Here is a 16,517-nt window from a genome sequence, read left to right as displayed (position 1 = left end):
TTGGTGGGCCTGGTGCGCACCGGCTCCAGTTGGATGTGCGCGTGCGTTGCGGTCGCGGTCATGCCTGTACCTCGTCATCGGTGCGATGGCCGGTGAGCGACAGGAACACGTCGTCGAGGCTCGGTCGGGACAGCCCGATGTCGTCGACGTCGATGTCGCTGTCGCGCAGCCAGCCCGCGACCCGGACCATGTCGACCAGGCCATCGGCTGCCGCCGTCACCTGACGCGCACCGGTGTCCACGAACACTTCCGCACCTGTCTTGGCGAGTAGCGCCTGCGCGGCCGCAAGATCGCCTGCGCTGGTCACGGTGACGACCAGGCTGGCGGCACCCGCCTGCTGCTTGAGCTGTAGCGGCGAACCCTCTGCGATGATGCGGCCCTTGTCGATCACCACGATGTTGTCGGCGAGCTGATCGGCTTCCTCCAAATACTGCGTGGTCAACAACAGCGTGGTGCCCTGCTTGACCAGGCCCCGCAGCACGTCCCATAGGTCGCTGCGGCTGCGGGGATCCAGGCCGGTGGTCGGCTCGTCAAGGAACAGCACCGGCGGCGACGCCAGCAGACTGACGGCCAGATCGAGCCGTCTGCGCATGCCGCCCGAATATGACCTCACCACGCGGTCGGCGGAATCGGCGATCGTAAACTGTTCCAGCAGTTGGTCTCCCAGCCGCGCAAGGTCTTTGCGCCGGATGCCGTACAGGCCGCCGATCATCCGGATGTTCTCGCGGCCGGTGAGCAGTTCGTCGACGGTGGCGACCTGACCGGTGAGGCCCATACTGTGGCGCACCTTGTCGGGCTCGCGGCGAACGTCGTAGCCGGCCACCCGGGCGGTGCCGCTGGTCGGCTCGGTCAACGTCGTCATCATCCGCACCGTGGTGGTCTTGCCCGCGCCGTTGGGGCCGAGCAGGCCCAGCACCGTGCCCGGCGAGACGGTGAAGCTGACCCCGTCGACCGCGGTGTTGTCACCGAACTCCTTGACGAGCTCGATGGCCTCGATCGCGGGTGTCATGTCAGGAACCGTATCGGCCGTCGCCGACATCGCGTTACTGGTTTTCCCTCCACGAGCGTGCACAAAATGCACGCGTTCGGCGGCGTGTCTGCGTACAGACACGCACACTCGCGGTAGTTCGGCCTCTAGGTGACGAGCGAGACCGAGGTGGAGCGGCGCAGCTTGCCCGACGGGGTCTTCGGGATCGTGCCCGGCCCGAGCACCACGACGTTGCGCGGACGCATGTCGACCTCGGCCACCACCTCGTGGGCGACCTGGTGCTCGATGCGGCGCACCTCGACCGGGTCCTGCCATGCATTGGACTCGACCGCGACGGCGAACGTCTCGCGCGAGTGCCCGGCATCCAGACGCACCGCGACGGCGCAGCCCGGCCGAACCCCCTCGACGCGGCCTGCGGCCCGCTCGATGTCGGTGGGATAGATATTGCGGCCCGCCATGATGATGACGTCCTTGACGCGGCCGCACACCACGATGTGGCCGTTCTCCATCTGATAGCCGAGATCGCCGGTGTCGTACCAGCCGTGCTCGTCCTGGGCCGGGATGAAGCCGCCCATGGTGAGGTAGCCGGGCGTCAGCGACTCGCCGCGCAGCTCGATCACCCCGACGCCGCGCGCGGGCATCACGTTGCCGTGCTCGTCGATGATCCGTGCCTCGAGGTCGGTCAGCAGGGGACCCAGCGTGGCCAGCCTGCGGGTGTTGCCCTTGGTGGCCGGGACCGCCCGGCGCAGGGCCGCCAGCAGGTCGGCGTCGACCTCGTCGACGACGAGCCCGGCGTTGCACTCGGAGAACGACACGGCCAGCGTCGTCTCGGCCATGCCGTAGGCCGGCAGGATCGCCGACGGCCTCAGGCCGAACGGCCTGCCGGCGTCCAGCAGGTCCTCGACGTCGGCGGGATCGACGGGCTCGGCGCCGGACAGCGCGAAGCGCAGCGTCGACAGGTCGAAGTCCCCGGGCTTGGCGTTGCGCCGCAGCCGCTTGGCCAGCAGCGCGTAGGCGAAGTTGGGCGCCGCGGTCATGGTGCCCTTGTACTTGTCGATCAGCTTGGCCCACAGCAGCGTGTCGCGCAGGAAGTCCATCGGCGTGACCTTGACCAACTCCGCGCCGAAGTACATCGGGATGGTCAGGAAGCCGACCATGCCCATGTCGTGGAAGCAGGGCAGCCAGCTGACCATGACGTCCTTGTCGACGTCATATTGGGCGCCGATGAACATCGCCTCGGCGTTGGAGTGAATGTTGCGGTGAGTGATCTGCACTGCCTTCGGAGATCCAGTTGAGCCGCTCGTTAATTGCATGAGCGCCAGATCGTCCTCGCCGACCTCGACGGGGTCGATCGGGTCCGACGCCAGCAGCTCGGCGACGGTGAGGACCCTGAGGCCCTTCTCCTCGAGCACGGGGATGGCCACCACGAAGGGCTCGGAGACGATGACGGCCTTGGCCTCGATCATGCCGATGACCGTCATGGTGTCCTCGGCCCACACGGCCAGGTCGGTGCGCGGCGTGGGCTGGTGCAGCATGGTCAGGCTGGCGCCGCGCATCCACAGGCCCTGGGCCGTCGGGGCGATCTCCACCGGGTATCCGGCGAGCACACCGACCGCGTCGCCGAGGCCGATGCGCGCGGCGGCCAGGCCGCCCGCGATGCAGCGCGCGCGCTCGTGGACCTCGCCCCAGGTGTGCCGGACGGGTTCGTGGGGGTCACCGGTGACCATGCCGGTCGTCGCGGTGCGGGCGTTGCGGAACATCTTGTCGGTAAACCTGCTCACAAAAGCCTCCTCGGTTCCGGCATTTGCCCCAAGGCCCGGAATCTCATGTTCCGCCTGCTGGCCGCCACTTTGTAGCAGCCACGCGAGCACAGTTGCGCGGCGGTTAGGTCTCGAACCGGTGGCGAGCCAACGAGCCCACCGGCGTGTCCGGTCGGCGATGGAATCGAGTGGTCTTGCTTACCGCTGCGCGTCACCGCGAATCATCTTAAACTCCTCTTAAGTAACTGCCAAACCGTGACGCGACTTGAGTGCGATTTCACACTTCAGTGGGGGCCGGCACCACGCGGGCGCCGGGCACCGGTCCGCTGGCGACCCGAACGGTGCGACAGACACCCGCCCCCGACAGCTGGGTCCCGACATCCACCGCCGAGGCCGCCGACACGCACAGGAAAGCGCACGTCGGGCCCGAGCCGGACACGAGGCCGGCCAGGGCGCCGGCCTCCACGCCCGCGCGCAGCGCCTTTCGCAGGGCGGGGTTCAGGCTCACCGCGGCCGCTTGCAGCTCGTTGCCCAGAAGGGGCGCCAGTTGCTCCGGATCGCCCGCGGCCAGGGCCGCCAGCACCGGGCCGGGCTCGGCGAGTCGTGGCGGATCCCCGGCCTTCCTGAGGCGGTCCAGTTCCTTGAACACCGCCGGGGTGAGCAGCTCGCTGTCGGAGAACGCCAGCACCCAGTGGAAGCTGTTGCGGGACAGCACCGTCGCCAGCTCCTCGCCGCGACCGGTTCCCAACGCGGTGCCGCCGTGCAGGGCGAACGGCACGTCGCTGCCGAGCCGCGCGGCTAACATGCGCAGGTCGCGGCGCGGCACGTTGAGTTCCCACAGCGAGTTGATCGCGACCAGCACCGCCGCCGCGTCCGCGCTGCCCCCCGCCATGCCGCCGGCCACCGGAATGGATTTGTCGATCATGATCGAGACGTCGGGCGCCCGGCCGACGTGTTCGGCCATCAACTCGGCCGCCTGCCAGGCGAGGTTGCGTTCGTCGGTGGGCAGCTTGCCGGCGCCCTCCCCGACGAGTTCGAGCGACAGCACGTCGGCGTTGCGAACGGTCACCTCGTCGAGCAGCGAGACGGCATGAAACACCGTCGTCAGTTCGTGGTAGCCGTCTTTGCGGCGGTTCCCCACCGCCAGGTAGAGGTTGACCTTCCCGGGCACCCGTACGGTGACCGACCCGGTGGGCACCCACTGCGCGGCGGTGTTGCCGTCAGACATTGTCAACCACCGCAGCAGACTATCGCTGCGACGGGCGAACCACACGCCACGGCGCTCCGGTCAGCTCGCCGAGGCGTGCCCCGAAACGCGCGGCAGCGTGTCGTCCGGGTCACCGGAACGCCGCAACAGCCGCACGAAGTCGTCGATGGACAGGGTCTCGCCGCGACGGGCCGGATCGATGCTGGCGGCCAGCAGCCGATTCGCCGACTCGTTGCCCGAGCCCGCCCACTGGGTGAACGCGTTGCGAGACGTCTTGCGCCGCTGGGCGAACGCGATGTCCACGAGCTCGAACACCTGCCGCCGGAAGGTGTCGTCGGTCGGCCACGGCGAGGTCTCGTGCCGGTCGATGCGAACCAGCCCCGAATAGACCCGGGGGATCGGCCAGAAGACGGTCGGCGAAACCGTGCCACAGCGGCGAACCCGCCCGAAGTAGCGGAGCTTCACGCTGGGCACGCCGTAGTCCTTGCCGCCCGGCTCCGCGGCGAGCCGTTCGGCGACCTCGGCCTGCACCATGACCGTGACGACCCGAATGGACGGGAATTCGGCGAGCAGATGAAGCAGCGCCGGAACCGCGACGTTGTAGGGCAGGTTGGCGACTACGGCTGTCGGGCCTGTCGGGCCAGTGGCCAGCTCGTCCTGGCGGAGCGTCAGCACGTCGCGGTTGAGCACCGACAGGCGGTGGACTTCGCTGTGCGAGTGTTCGGCAACGGTCTGCGGCAGCCGGCCGGCCAACACCGGGTCGATTTCGACGGCGGTGACGCTGGCGCCGCGGTCAAGCAGCGCCAGTGTGAGTGAACCGAGCCCGGGACCGACCTCCAGGACGTGGTCGGACCGGCCGACGCCGGAGGTCGCGACCACCCGTCGCACCGTGTTGGCGTCGTGGACGAAATTCTGTCCCAGAGCCTTTCGTGGCCGAAATTCCAGTTCTTTGGCCAGCCGCCTGATCTCGGTGCGCCCGAGTAGCCGGATCGTCAGCTCGCACCAGCTCTTCCGCTGCACACGGGCCAGGCACCCCAGCCCTGGCGCTCCCGGGTCACATCGGCGACGGTGATCTGCTCTTCGCGGGTGGCGAGGTCGGCGCGGGGGGCGAAGCGCAGCCCGCCGTTGCGCTCCCAGGTGCCTTGGTCGAACTGCACACCGCCGTAATACCCGTTTCCGGTGTTGATCGCCCAGTTGCCGCCGGCCTCGCAGCCGGCGATGGCGTCCCAGATGTATCCGTCACTTACCGGCGGCACGTCGGTGCCGGGCTTGGTGCCCACGCGCACCACGGCCTCACGGGCCGGGGTGATCACCGTGTTGGCGACGGGCAACCGGCCCGTCTCGACACCGTTGACCGTGGCCACCGCGAACGTCACGTCCTGTGTGCCCGGGCTGCCCGCGTCCTCGACGACCTGACGGCTGACGTTCATCTCCGGGTCCTCGATCCGGCGCGCCGGCGGCTGCAGCGGAACCCGCTCGGTGACCCGCTGAATCCGGTTGCGGGTCACCTGGATCTGCATCCCGTCGACGATCGGGGAAGCCGCGCCGGGCGCCACCTGGTCGCTCTCGAGCAGCGGCGCGCCGGCGGCGTTCAGCAGCCCCGCGACATTGGCCGCCGCGAGGTGAACGGTGCGCACCGCGCCGCTGTCGTTGATCTGGACCGTCTTGGGGCTCACGACCGGCAGCGCCATCCCCGCCAGCGGAACGCGGCTGCCGCGAGAGGCCGCGGCCGGGGCGGTGTCGGTCATCGCGAGTTGGGCCAGCGCCTCGTCCACGGTCGACGCCGTCGTCCACAACTGCTTGGGGTCGTGGCCGTCCAACGAGATCTGCAACGGCCGGCTGCGCCGCAACACGATATTGGTGGCGTCACGGACCTGCACATCGGCGGCCGGGTAAAGGTCGTCGCGCTCGTCGACGCTGAAGCCGTTCTCTTGGACGATGTCGATCACCCGCGACTTCATGGTCGACACCCGCATCGCGGTTCCGTCAACGGTCAACGTCACCGTCTTGGATGCGGAAACCGCGAATCCGCCGGCGAACCCCAGCACCAGCAGCAGCCCTGCGACAACGAGCCGCAACATCGGTGATGAATTTCGATGAAGTTTTGTCAATACAGTCAACGCGCGCTACCCCGACCTCAGCAACCAGTCACGAACCAATCAGCAAGGAAAATGACAAAAGGGCCCAATGGCCCCGCCGTTCGATCACAAGACGGTAACGAACCGGCCAATGTTGAGCAACTCCGACGCGACGCTGTCAGGGAAATCACCGCCGACACACGCTGGTCGAAAGCTACTCAGGGGCCAGTCCATAGACCCGGCGGGCATTGCTGGTCGTGACCTGCGCCAAGTCCTCGGCACGACGATCCACCAGTTCAGCGATCGCCCGCACGGTATAAGGAAGGCAATACGGCTCGTTCGCTGCGCCCCGATAAGGGTGCGGGGTCAGAAAAGGTGCATCGGTTTCCACCAGAAGCTGCTCCGGCGGTATCAGCCCAACGGCCTCCCGCAGGGCGCGAGCGTTGCGGAAGCTCACCGTCCCGGAAAGGCTCAGCAACCACCCGCCATCCACGCACCGGCGGGCCATCGCGCTGTCCGACGAAAAGCAGTGAAAGATCACGGCGTCGGGGGCCCCCTCGGCCGCCAGCACGTCCAGCACCTCGGCGTCGGCCTCCCGGTTGTGGATCATCAGCGGTTTCCCGCACCGCTTGGCCAGGTCGATATGCCACGCGAAGGCCTCCCGCTGCACGGACGGCTCCGCGCAGCCGTCCAAGCGACCGGGCCAATACAGGTCCATGCCCGTCTCCCCGACCGCCACCACCCTGGGGTGGGCCGCCAGCCGCTCGATCTCCGCGCGGGCCACGTCATCCAGCGCGTCCGCGCGGGTCGGGTGCAAGGCCACGGCGGCGTAGACCCGGGGATCCCATTCGGCGGCCCGCGTCACCCAGCGCGCCGAGTCGAGATCGTCGGCGATGGTGACCACCGCGCCCACTCCGACCGCCGCGGCGCGGTCGACGATGGCCCGCACCCCCTCCGCGTCGCTCGCGCCGCACGCATCGAGGTGGGTGTGGGCGTCGATCAACGGCGCCAGCGGCTCGGGCGCGGGCGGCGCTGGTCGTTCACCAGAGCGGTTGGAGCTCACCGCCACACCATAGGGTGAGTCTCGATGAGGCCCTACTACGTCACCACCGCGATCACGTACCCCAACGCCGCGCCGCATTTGGGACACGCGTATGAGTACATCGCCACCGACGCCATCGCGCGGTTCAAGCGGCTCGACGGTTTCGACGTGCGCTTCCTGACCGGAACCGACGAGCACGGGCTGAAGGTCGCCCAGGCCGCCGCGGCCGAGGGGCTGCCCACTGCCGAACTGGCCGAGCGCAACTCGGATGTGTTCCAGCGCCTGCAGGAGAGGCTCAACATCTCCTTCGACCGGTTCATCCGCACCACCGACGCCGACCACCACGAGGCCTCCAGGGAGATCTGGCGGAAGATGACGGCGGCGGGTGATATCTACCTGGACACCTATGAGGGCTGGTATTCGGTGCGCGACGAGCGATTCTTCGTCGAATCGGAGACCGAAGTCGTGGACGGAACCCGGATCGCCGTCGAAACGGGAACCCCGGTGACCTGGACCGAGGAGCAGACGTATTTCTTCCGGCTGTCGGCGTATGCCGACAAGCTGCTGGCCCACTACGAGGCGAACCCCGACTTCATCGCCCCCGAGGTGCGGCGCAACGAAGTGGTCAGCTTCGTCTCCGGCGGGCTGCGCGACCTGTCGGTCTCGCGGACCTCGTTCGACTGGGGCGTGAAGGTCCCCGACCATCCCGATCACGTCATGTATGTCTGGGTGGACGCCCTGACCAACTACCTGACCGGGGCGGGATATCCCGACACCGACTCCGAGTTGTTCCGCCGCTACTGGCCCGCCGATCTGCACATGATCGGCAAGGACATCATCAGGTTCCATGCGGTCTATTGGCCGGCATTTCTGATGTCGGCCGGAATCGAGCTGCCGCGAAGGGTTTTCGCGCACGGCTTCCTGCTCAACCGCGGCGAGAAGATGAGCAAGTCGGTGGGCAACATCGTCGCACCGGAGGCGCTGATCGATACGTTCGGCCTGGATCAGGTGCGCTACTTCCTGCTACGCGAGGTGCCCTTCGGCCAGGACGGCAGCTACAGCGAAGACGCGATCATCACCCGGATCAACACCGATCTGGCCAACGAACTCGGCAACCTGGCCCAGCGGTCGCTGTCGATGGTGGCCAAGAACCTGGGCGGGGTGGTGCCCGACCCCGGCGAGTTGAGCGCGGCCGACGGCGAGCTGCTGGCGGTGGCCGACGGCCTGCTGGAGCGGGTGCGCGCCAACTTTGACGCGCAGGCCATGCATCTGGCTTTGGAAGCGATCTGGCTGATGCTCGGGGAGGCGAACAAGTACTTCTCCGCGCAGCAGCCGTGGGTCCTGCGCAAGAGCGAGGCCGAGGCGGATCAGGCGAGGTTTCGCACCGTTCTGTACACCACCTGCGAGGCGGTCCGCATCGCGGCGCTGCTGGTCCAGCCCGTCATGCCCGAGTCGGCCGGCCGGCTGCTGGACCTGCTCGGCCAGGGCGCGGACCAACGGGCTTTCACCGCCATCGGCGCCCGGCTGGTGCCCGGCACGGTGCTGCCGCCGCCCACGGGGGTGTTCCCGCGCTACCAGCCGCCGTCTCCCCCCGAAGTCGGGTGAGGTGATTGAGCGGTTATTAAGTTTAAGTTGCACGGCAGGCCCGTTCAGTGGCGATCTTGCCGCCCTGAATAAAAGCGTCCGAACGACCTCGGGTCATAGGCCATAATCGGCATGTGGAGCGACGACGAAACTGGCAACACAGTCAATCGCCGATAACTACCTTGAAGGAGTTGCCCGCGCTGGTCGTCCTGGAGCGAATTCCGATGCCCGTGCTCGCCATCGGGCAGGACGGCGGCATCCTGTTCACCAACACGGCATTCGCCGAGATGGTGGGCTGCGATCCCGAAGAGGTTCTGTCCCTGCGGTTTCACGAGATCTTCCACGACGCTCCCGAGGCGGAGTCGCTGCTTTCGGTCGTGCACGCGCTGGCGAACATGGTCGTCGAATTGGCCCACAAGGACGGTTCGGTGGTGCGGGCTTTGATGAGCAAGTCGGCGGTCATGCGCGCGGACGATAAGTTCGTGCTTGCGGCGTTTCAGGATCTGACCGAGCAATTGTGGGTAGAGGAACGTTAGCGCCTCCTCTATAAACCATTAGGAATCATTGTCCCGCAACTAGATACTTCCAGTATGGCCTTTTGCGGGGAACCTTCTTCATTGCGCACGGCGGCCGGTATCGCCTAGCTGACTTCTGGGATCGCGGCGGTGGCGGCGGGGGGCGATGCGGCGGGCCGGCCATGGCGGAGGGCCTCGCGTGCAAGAAATTCACGGAAGTAAGGAAGCGACGCCTCCGTCGCGATGCCGGCCAGCATCAGCTCCCAAATTTGACTCGGGGGGCCGGCGAGGCGATCGGCGACGGCACTGGTTTCACCCGGAACCGCCACCCCCTTGCCCGCGATCGCGTTGTACAGCAAACGCGTTCCGAAGATGGCGCCGACGATCGACTCGCTGATCACTGCCGCATCGAGCTCCCGTCGCAGGTCGCCTTCGGTGCCGGCCCTCCGGGCCTGAGCCGCCATCAGCTCGACCAAGTTCGCGCAGAAGCGCGTGGCCGTTTCGTTGAATCCGCTTAGGGCACCCATCAATTGCTCGGCGGCGCGGGCCGTTTTGTCGGTGCTGAGCACATTCGCGAGCGTGAAGGTGCCGTGAATCATGTTCTCGAGCGCCGGCGATGACGACCCGCACACATTGCGGAACGCGACAAGTATTGTCTCAGACCCTTCTTCGATGATGGCCGACGCCAGCGACTCCTTCGAATCGAAGTGGTGGTACAAGGCCCCTTTGGTCATGCCCGTCCGCTCGATGATCGTGTTCCACCCCGCCGCGGCGTACCCGACGTCGCCGAAAACGTCTATTGCGGCATCGAGGATCTTTCGCCGGGTGGCTTCCGATCGAACCTGGCGCGCCATCGCGTCTGCACCTCCGGAGTTCGGTCGATGGGCTTAGATTCCGGATCTCGACGTCTTCACGAATCTTCCGGCCAGAGAGCCGAGCCTAACAGCCGCCGCCACCGGTCCCGATCGCGCGATGCGCAGGTCGCACACTAGTCGGAATCCGCTGCCGTCGAGCTGGCGGTGATCGCGAGCGCCGCGCGGCGCTTGAGGAACTGGCGGAAGTATTCGATCCGATCCGCCCGCAAGATGCCGCTCAGCAGCAGGAGCCAGGACTTTTCCAAGTCGTGCAGAAACCGCTCCGGCTCTTCCAGATTGCTGGTTTGCCGCAGCCCCATGTGCAAGGAGACCATCAGGCGCCCCACATCCTGCGGATCACACTGCTGGTCGATGTCGCCCTCGGCGATCGCCTGCTCGACGACTCCGGCCAACGCCTTGACCCATTCCTCCAGAAGCCGCTTCTGCAGCCCCTCCGACCGGCCGACCGACTCGAGCAGGTTCAGCCCCGCCCTGACCCCGTCGGTCTTGATGTCGCCGACGGCGATCAGATAGGAGAAGTCGATGAGGGTTTCCAAGCCCGAAAGTCCGCGCGTCAGCAGATCTTCCACCGCGGTAGCGCCGGCGACGGTCTGCCGTTCGATGATCGCGACGGCCAACGCGTGCTTGGACCGGAAGTGGAAATACATTGCGCCCTTGGTCAGTTCCGCGTCCGCGAGAATGTCGTCGAGTCCGACATCGTGATAGGCCCGTCGAGCGAACTGATGTGAGGCGGCCCGCAAAATCTGTCGCCGCGTCGCGTCCGCGCGTCCATCGGTCGAGTGGGTGGTCATCGGAACCGGGACCTCGGCTGTCCGGTGCGGCTTGATCGCGCTCCTGGGTAAGCGATGCGAGAGATCATTCCGGGGCCTGCGTCATGGCCCGGATCGATCGTTTTCACGTTCACGATGCCTTCCTAGAGCAGGGCACACGCCTCGGTTCCAAAGCCAGCATTCACCGGCGTGTCTCGGGCGGCATTGGGGGCCGTCTTCGAGGTTAGCAGTCGGTCGTGGCCGCGCGGTCTTAACGCGGCGGGTCGAGATAACGAACTTCGAAATACTTATAGTGCACAATACCGCTGCACCACGAACTATAGGTATGTAATCTTTGCCTATGTGGCTGTCAGTTTGTTGGTCTGGTCAGCGCGTTGATGGGCGAGCTACCGGCTGGTGGGGCACTTGGAACGCTACGTCAACCACCGTGCCATGCGGCCCGTGCGCCCTGCGGCCCGCATGTGCCGCTCGTCGATTCGCAGCGGAACGCGCCGCCTGCGGCGATGTATCGATATGCCGCGAATTCGGCGAAGGGCTCGGAGTTGACACCGTTCGCGTGTGCGCCCGAGGTAACCGACCCCGCCGGCGCCGCAGGCCAGGCCACCGCGGTCCCCGAAGCCGCCGCCGACTCGACTACACAGCAGTTCTCCCTGGCAAGCCCGATGTCTTCGGTGTCCTCGATGTTGCAGAGCCTGGCGACACCGGCGTCGGCGAGTGCCGCGAGTACGGGGGGCTTGGCAAATTGCTCTACGACAGCGCGCGACTGGCGCCGCAGCTCGCCTCCGCCTCAGACGCGGACCGCGCGGGTGAAACATCCAGCGGCACAGAGAATCGGGAGTCAGATGCTTTGTCGGTTATGTGATTCCGACCGCCTGGTCAGCGTCCTGGATCTCGGCGCCACTCCCGCGTGTGAGAAGTTTCTGACGGCCGACGAGCTCGATCTACCGGAGCTGACCTTTCCTCTGCACCTGCGGTTGTGTGAGGACTGCCTGCTGCTGCAGATACCGGCGCTGATCACGCCCGAGGACACCTCCACCGAATACGCGTACTTCGCTTCGTATTCGGACACCTCGGTGCAGCACGCCAAGGTCTTCGTCGACGAAGCCGTCCGGCAGCTCGGGCTCGGCCCCCAGTCGCGGGTGGTCGAAGTCGCCAGCAATGACGGCTATCTACTCCAGCACGTCGTCGCGGCCGGGGTGCCGTGCCTGGGGATCGAGCCGTCGGCAAACGTCGGCGCCGCCGCGCGCATACGCAATGTCCCCACGGTGTCGGCATTTTTGGACGAGGGGATCGCGGCCCAGGTGCGCAACGAGCACGGACCGGCCGACCTGGTCGTCGCGAACAATGTCTACGCACGCATACCCGACCTGCGCGGCTTCACCCGCTCCCTGCGCAGGCTGATGGACGACGACGGCTGGCTGAGCATCGAGGTGCACCACGCGCTCAACCTGGTGCGGCTCGGGCAGTTCGACACGATCTACCACGAGCACTTCCAGTACTACACGCTGTTTTCGGCGATCTGCGCGCTGGCCACCGCCGGGCTGGCCGTGGTCGACGTCGAGCTCCTGCCCACCCACGGCGGATCCATCCGCATCTGGGCCCGCTCCGCGGAGGTTGCCGGACGACCGACCGAACGCGTGGAGAAAGTGATGCGCGCCGAGGAGGCGGCGGGGCTGCACCAGGTCGACGGCTATCTGCAACTGCGTCCGCAGACCGAGGCCGTCCGGCACGAGCTGCTGGACTTCTTGCTGCAGTGCCGCGCCGAAGGCAAGCGCGTGGTCGGCTACGGCGCACCGAGCAAGGGCAACTCCCTACTGAACTACTGCGGGATCCGCAGCGATCTGCTCGAATACACCGTCGATCGCAATCCGTACAAGCACGGCCGCTTCACGCCCGGGACCCGAATCCCGATATACGAACCGGAGCGCATCGCCACCGACCGCCCGGACGTGGTGCTGGCGTTGCCCTGGATCCTCGAAGCCGAGCTGACTCATAAGCTCGGTTACATCGCCGAGTGGGGCGGCCTGCTGGTCTTCCCCCTTCCGATACTGCACACCGCAGACATCTCAGCGATCGGTAGTGCGCGGCGGTAAGCACCGGGCGGAGGGTGCGGCGGCACCGACCTTCGTCGAGTCCTCGACCTGGGGACTGTGCCGCCGGGCGACGACTTTCCCCGGTCGCCGAACCCGTGCGCCCTGAGGAGTCGTCCCATCCGCTCGCGACGGACCTGGGCACCCGCCGCGGCCTGGCCCAGGTCGCCCACGACGACACGAAGGCCGCCGATCCGCGGGGCATCGAGCCGTAGGCCAAGAGCGGGCGACCGAAGCCGTCCGGCGCGTCGCCGACACGCGGGCAGGCTGCGCGGCGCAAGCGTGCGCGAATTCGGCAGCCCGCACAGCGGGACCTGGTTGCCGCTGCTGGCGGAGCGCGGTTTCGCTGCGGCCGGGATGCGCGTGGCCTCGGCGTGGGAGTTCGATCGCTACGGCCGTACCGTGTTGGTTGCCGCCCGGCCGCGACCGCTCACTGAAGTCACTGACTGTTCGCTGACGTCGTCGAATCTCGCGGAATGTCCAGCGTGGCAAACGGATACAGGCCCGCGGCGTCGCGGCCGTCGCGAGCCAACACCATCGGACCGTAGTTCACCACGTGCGATGCGCCCGGCTTGTGCTGCTGCCAGTCCATGGACGCGCGCAGCGTGTAGTGGCCCGGCGCCAAGCCCGTCAGGTCGACGCGCACCGTCTCGGTCGACGACGCCGGGACCGCCTCCTCGCGTGAGGAGCTGGTGTCGTCGCTAACCAGCGCCTTGAGGTTGACCGTCGCCGGTAGGCTCCGAACCGCCGCCCCCGAGAAATCCACCAGCTTGTAGCCGGGCGCCCACTGCTCGGTGGTCGCCGCGGAGCCGTAGTTGGTCCAGACGACGGATATGGTCGCCACCTTGCCCTGTATCGATTGGGATCCCGGCCGCGCCTCGACCGAATACCGGTAACCCGCCGATGTATTGGCCTGGGCCCACAGCAAAAACAGGCTGGGGTCCATCGCCGACCTGGAGTCGCGATCCGGGAAGTTGACGCTCGACGTCATCGACACGTGGTACCTGACGACGTCGTGCAGGCCCTTCTCGTAGTAGGACCGCGGATCGGTTCCGTTGGGCAACTGGCACCACTCGGTGATCACCGGCGCCGAGGCCAGCCGCTGCTTGATCGCGTTGACGACGGCGTCGTTGGACCGCACGTATTGCGACTCGCTGGATTCGGCCCACGCCGGCAACGGCGCCTGGACACCCAGGCAATCCGAGCGGATGCCAACCGGCGCCGACAGTTTCTTGGTCACGTCGTCAGCCAATAGCTCGCGCACGATCTCGGGATTCTGCGGCGTGACCACCAATTGCGTGTGAGGGAAGGCGTTGACGTTCGCCCCGACCAGCTGCCGGATGGAGTCGGTGGTGATGCTCTGATCACGGAACTGGCTGAAATAGCCCAGTTTTGCGGTGCTTTCGTCGGGCGCCGGCCCCGGCGCGCCCAACACGTCACGCAAGTACGCGATGTGGTTCTCGCCGAAATCCCCGTATCCGGAGAACTCGAAGACGCTGAGCCGCTCGTCACCGTCGTAGCGGCGGCCCAGCGCCGCGAGCAGCTGCCCGAACGCGTTCAGGTAGTTGGGGTCGTTCCAGTTCGGCACCACCTGCGTCACCCCGGGCGTGGGACTGTTCGGCGGCGCGGGATAGTTGGTGGCCGCCGACCGCATCCAATCGGGAATCGCGATGTTCGTGTTGTCGGGATAGGAGTCGTTGCAACAGGAGTTGTAGGCGTATACACGAAGCGTCAGGCGCATGTTGCGGTTCTGCAGCTTCGTCAGCGCGTCATCGATCACGCTGAAGTCGAACCTGCGATCGTCGGGGGCGTCGGGCGGCAGGGTGCCCGGATCGGTGGGCTGCAGCTGCCGCCAGGAAACGCGCAGAGTGGCGTCGTAGGACGCGGGCCACGCCGGGTATCGCTGTTGTGCCGGATTGCCTTGCGGGAAAAGCGGAATCAACAACTCCTCGTACTGGCCGCGCAGCGGATTGGCGATCTCCTGAACGGTGGGCGGTATGGCCGGAAAGACCATCGCGGACAGCGGTCCCGGATTGGGGTGACCGCCGCACCCGTTCAGCAGCAGCGCCGTGCACGCTATGAAGGAGGCAGGGGCCAGCTTGCCCTTTTTGAATGAACGAAACATCGTCACCGGGGCTAGATCGCGCCTAACGACAGCGCCTCGCGGTCGGCGAGGAACGGCATCGGCATCCAGCGCGCGGACAGCAACGCTTCCATTGCGTTGCCCGGGACGGGTCGGGACAGCAGGAAGCCCTGCGCCCGGTGGCACCCGTGTTGCATCAAAGTCAGTGCGGCGGCCGGTGTCTCGACGCCCTCGGCGACCAGTTGCAAGCCGAACGCCTCGGCCAGTCCGATGATCGCCCGGACGATCGCCAAATCCCCGGCGTTGGTGCCCAGGTCGCGGACGAACCCAGTGTCGATCTTGAGCATGTCGACCGGCAGGGACTTCAGGTGCGACAGCACCGCATAGCCGGTGCCGAAGTCGTCGATGGCGATCTGGACCCCGACCTCCTTGAGCTCCGCCAGGGTCTTGCGGGTGGTTTCGATGTCGTGAACCACCGCGCGCTCGGTGATCTCCAAACAGACTGACCCACCGTCGATGCCGAACTCCTCGATGATCTCGGCGACGCTACGAACAAAACCACGCGTGATCAGTTGAATGGGCGACACATTGATGTGCAGGACTGCGGTCTGCCCGACACCGTTGGTTCGCCACCGGCTGAATTCGGCGCAGGCGCTTCGCATCACCCACCGGCCCAGTTCTCCGGCCAGGTTGGTCGATTCGGCTACCCCGATGAACGAATCCGGCAGCAGCAGCCCCCAGATCGGGTGCCGCCAGCGGACCAGTGCCTCGGCGGCCACGATGGCGCCGGTCCACAGGTCAACCTCGGGCAGGTAGTGCAGCAGTAGTGCCTCGCTGTCGATGTCGCCCTGCAGATTCAGTTCGATGTCGTTGCGGAAGGCGCTTTTCAGCGACATGTCGTCGGTGGACAGCGCAACCTGGTTGCCGCCCCCGCGCTTGGCGGTCAAGACGGCCTCGTCGGCCCGGCGTAGGAGATCGGTGCTGTTGTCCCGCCCCGGCATGCCCACCGCCAGTCCGATGCTGACGGTGCGGGTGATCATGTGCCCGCCGAAAGCCAGGCGCTCGTGCAGCATCGCCCCGAGCCGGCGGGCGAACGACTCCGCGGTCCCCGTCGACATCGGCTGGTCCGGGATGACGACGAACTCGTCGCCGCCCAGCCGGGCGATCATGTTCTGGCTTCCCGCGCACACCCGAATGCGTTGCGCGAAGACCCGGATGAACCAGTCGCCCGCGGTGTGGCCGAGGTAATCGTTGATCGGCTTGAGCCGGTCCAGGTCGAGGTATAAGAGGGCGACGGGTCCCGGGCTGCCCGGCGCTAGCCTTTCGGACAGGTGCGCGACCAGCGCGCGCCGGTTGTAGAGGCCGGTCAAATCGTCGTGCTCGGCCAGGTAGCGCAGCTTCTCCTCGGCCGCGATGCGGGCTTGCAGCTGCGCGAACAGTGCGGCGACCGCTTCGAGCGTGTTGATCTCTTTTTGCTTCCACTTGCGGGCGCCGTTCTTGACGAAGCCGAGCACCCCGGTGGTGG

13 protein-coding genes are annotated in these 16,517 nt (G+C 66.8%); 3 read left to right on the top strand and 10 right to left on the bottom strand.

Annotated elements, in window-relative coordinates; genetic code table 11:
- Positions 1-58: 58 nt before the first annotated feature.
- From JWP83_RS21155 to JWP83_RS21130, 6 genes are all read right to left on the bottom strand, one after another.
- Complete coding sequence (locus JWP83_RS21155; protein WP_297734243.1) at positions 59-1,009, bottom strand: ATP-binding cassette domain-containing protein; 951 nt, start codon at positions 1,007-1,009, stop codon at positions 59-61.
- A 125-nt stretch (positions 1,010-1,134) separates the two neighbouring features.
- A complete protein-coding gene (locus JWP83_RS21150; protein ID WP_297734240.1) occupies positions 1,135-2,769 on the bottom strand; it encodes a fatty acyl-AMP ligase in 1,635 nt (544 codons plus the stop codon).
- A gap of 256 nt (positions 2,770-3,025) precedes the next feature.
- Entirely contained in the window at positions 3,026-3,982 is a 957-nt protein-coding gene (locus tag JWP83_RS21145; RefSeq protein ID WP_297734237.1) for a 4-(cytidine 5'-diphospho)-2-C-methyl-D-erythritol kinase, read from the bottom strand.
- Positions 3,983-4,036: 54 nt separating this feature from the next.
- Positions 4,037-4,984 carry a 16S rRNA (adenine(1518)-N(6)/adenine(1519)-N(6))-dimethyltransferase RsmA gene (gene rsmA / locus JWP83_RS21140; RefSeq protein WP_297734249.1) on the bottom strand — a complete coding sequence of 316 codons (948 nt, stop codon included), beginning with the start codon at positions 4,982-4,984 and terminating at the stop codon, positions 4,037-4,039.
- A complete protein-coding gene (locus tag JWP83_RS21135; protein ID WP_297734234.1) occupies positions 4,948-6,075 on the bottom strand; it encodes a resuscitation-promoting factor in 1,128 nt (375 codons plus the stop codon). The genes rsmA and JWP83_RS21135 overlap by 37 nt, the downstream gene beginning before the upstream one ends.
- A 172-nt stretch (positions 6,076-6,247) precedes the next feature.
- The gene (locus JWP83_RS21130) at positions 6,248-7,102 is read right to left on the bottom strand and encodes a TatD family hydrolase (protein ID WP_297734231.1); all 855 of its coding nucleotides are present in this window, start codon (positions 7,100-7,102) and stop codon (positions 6,248-6,250) included.
- Positions 7,103-7,120: 18 nt separating this feature from the next.
- On the opposite strand from JWP83_RS21130, the gene metG reads away from it, so the two are divergent.
- A complete protein-coding gene (gene metG / locus JWP83_RS21125) occupies positions 7,121-8,680 on the top strand; it encodes a methionine--tRNA ligase (protein ID WP_297734228.1) in 1,560 nt (519 codons plus the stop codon).
- 152 nt (positions 8,681-8,832) lie between these two features.
- A complete protein-coding gene (locus JWP83_RS21120; protein WP_297734246.1) occupies positions 8,833-9,195 on the top strand; it encodes a PAS domain-containing protein in 363 nt (120 codons plus the stop codon).
- A gap of 104 nt (positions 9,196-9,299) precedes the next feature.
- Here the strand turns inward: JWP83_RS21120 and JWP83_RS21115 are convergent, their stop codons facing one another.
- Together JWP83_RS21115 and JWP83_RS21110 are read right to left on the bottom strand one after the other, a co-directional pair.
- On the bottom strand, positions 9,300-10,028 hold the full coding sequence (locus JWP83_RS21115; protein WP_297734225.1) for a TetR/AcrR family transcriptional regulator: 729 nt from the start codon (positions 10,026-10,028) through the stop codon (positions 9,300-9,302).
- Positions 10,029-10,162: 134 nt separating this feature from the next.
- On the bottom strand, positions 10,163-10,840 hold the full coding sequence (locus JWP83_RS21110; RefSeq protein WP_297734222.1) for a TetR/AcrR family transcriptional regulator: 678 nt from the start codon (positions 10,838-10,840) through the stop codon (positions 10,163-10,165).
- 821 nt (positions 10,841-11,661) lie between these two features.
- Here JWP83_RS21110 and JWP83_RS21105 point away from each other — a divergent pair.
- On the top strand, positions 11,662-12,912 hold the full coding sequence (locus tag JWP83_RS21105; RefSeq protein WP_297734219.1) for a class I SAM-dependent methyltransferase: 1,251 nt from the start codon (positions 11,662-11,664) through the stop codon (positions 12,910-12,912).
- 436 nt (positions 12,913-13,348) lie between these two features.
- Here JWP83_RS21105 and JWP83_RS21100 read toward each other — a convergent pair whose 3' ends face one another.
- Together JWP83_RS21100 and JWP83_RS21095 are read right to left on the bottom strand one after the other, a co-directional pair.
- Positions 13,349-15,034 (bottom strand): hypothetical protein, encoded by a 1,686-nt coding sequence (locus JWP83_RS21100; RefSeq protein WP_297734214.1) that lies wholly within the window; start codon positions 15,032-15,034, stop codon positions 13,349-13,351.
- Between the two features lie 11 nt (positions 15,035-15,045).
- On the bottom strand, positions 15,046-16,517 hold a 1,472-nt coding region (locus JWP83_RS21095; protein ID WP_297734211.1), incomplete at its 5' end, for a bifunctional diguanylate cyclase/phosphodiesterase.

The sequence above is a fragment of the Mycobacterium sp. genome, assembly GCF_025965855.1.
Classification (GTDB): domain Bacteria; phylum Actinomycetota; class Actinomycetes; order Mycobacteriales; family Mycobacteriaceae; genus Mycobacterium.
This window is presented reverse-complemented; position numbering and strand designations above follow the sequence as displayed.

Bases quoted from the DNA above. Each gene is read 5' to 3' on its own strand.
- metG (WP_297734228.1), top strand. From the start codon at position 7,121: ATGAGGCCCTACTACGTCACCACCGCGATCACGTACCCCAACGCCGCG.
- JWP83_RS21155 (WP_297734243.1), bottom strand. From the start codon at position 1,009: ATGACACCCGCGATCGAGGCCATCGAGCTCGTCAAGGAGTTCGGTGAC.
- JWP83_RS21105 (WP_297734219.1), top strand. From the start codon at position 11,662: ATGCTTTGTCGGTTATGTGATTCCGACCGCCTGGTCAGCGTCCTGGAT.
- JWP83_RS21110 (WP_297734222.1), bottom strand. From the start codon at position 10,840: ATGACCACCCACTCGACCGATGGACGCGCGGACGCGACGCGGCGACAG.
- JWP83_RS21100 (WP_297734214.1), bottom strand. From the start codon at position 15,034: ATGTTTCGTTCATTCAAAAAGGGCAAGCTGGCCCCTGCCTCCTTCATA.
- JWP83_RS21115 (WP_297734225.1), bottom strand. From the start codon at position 10,028: ATGGCGCGCCAGGTTCGATCGGAAGCCACCCGGCGAAAGATCCTCGAT.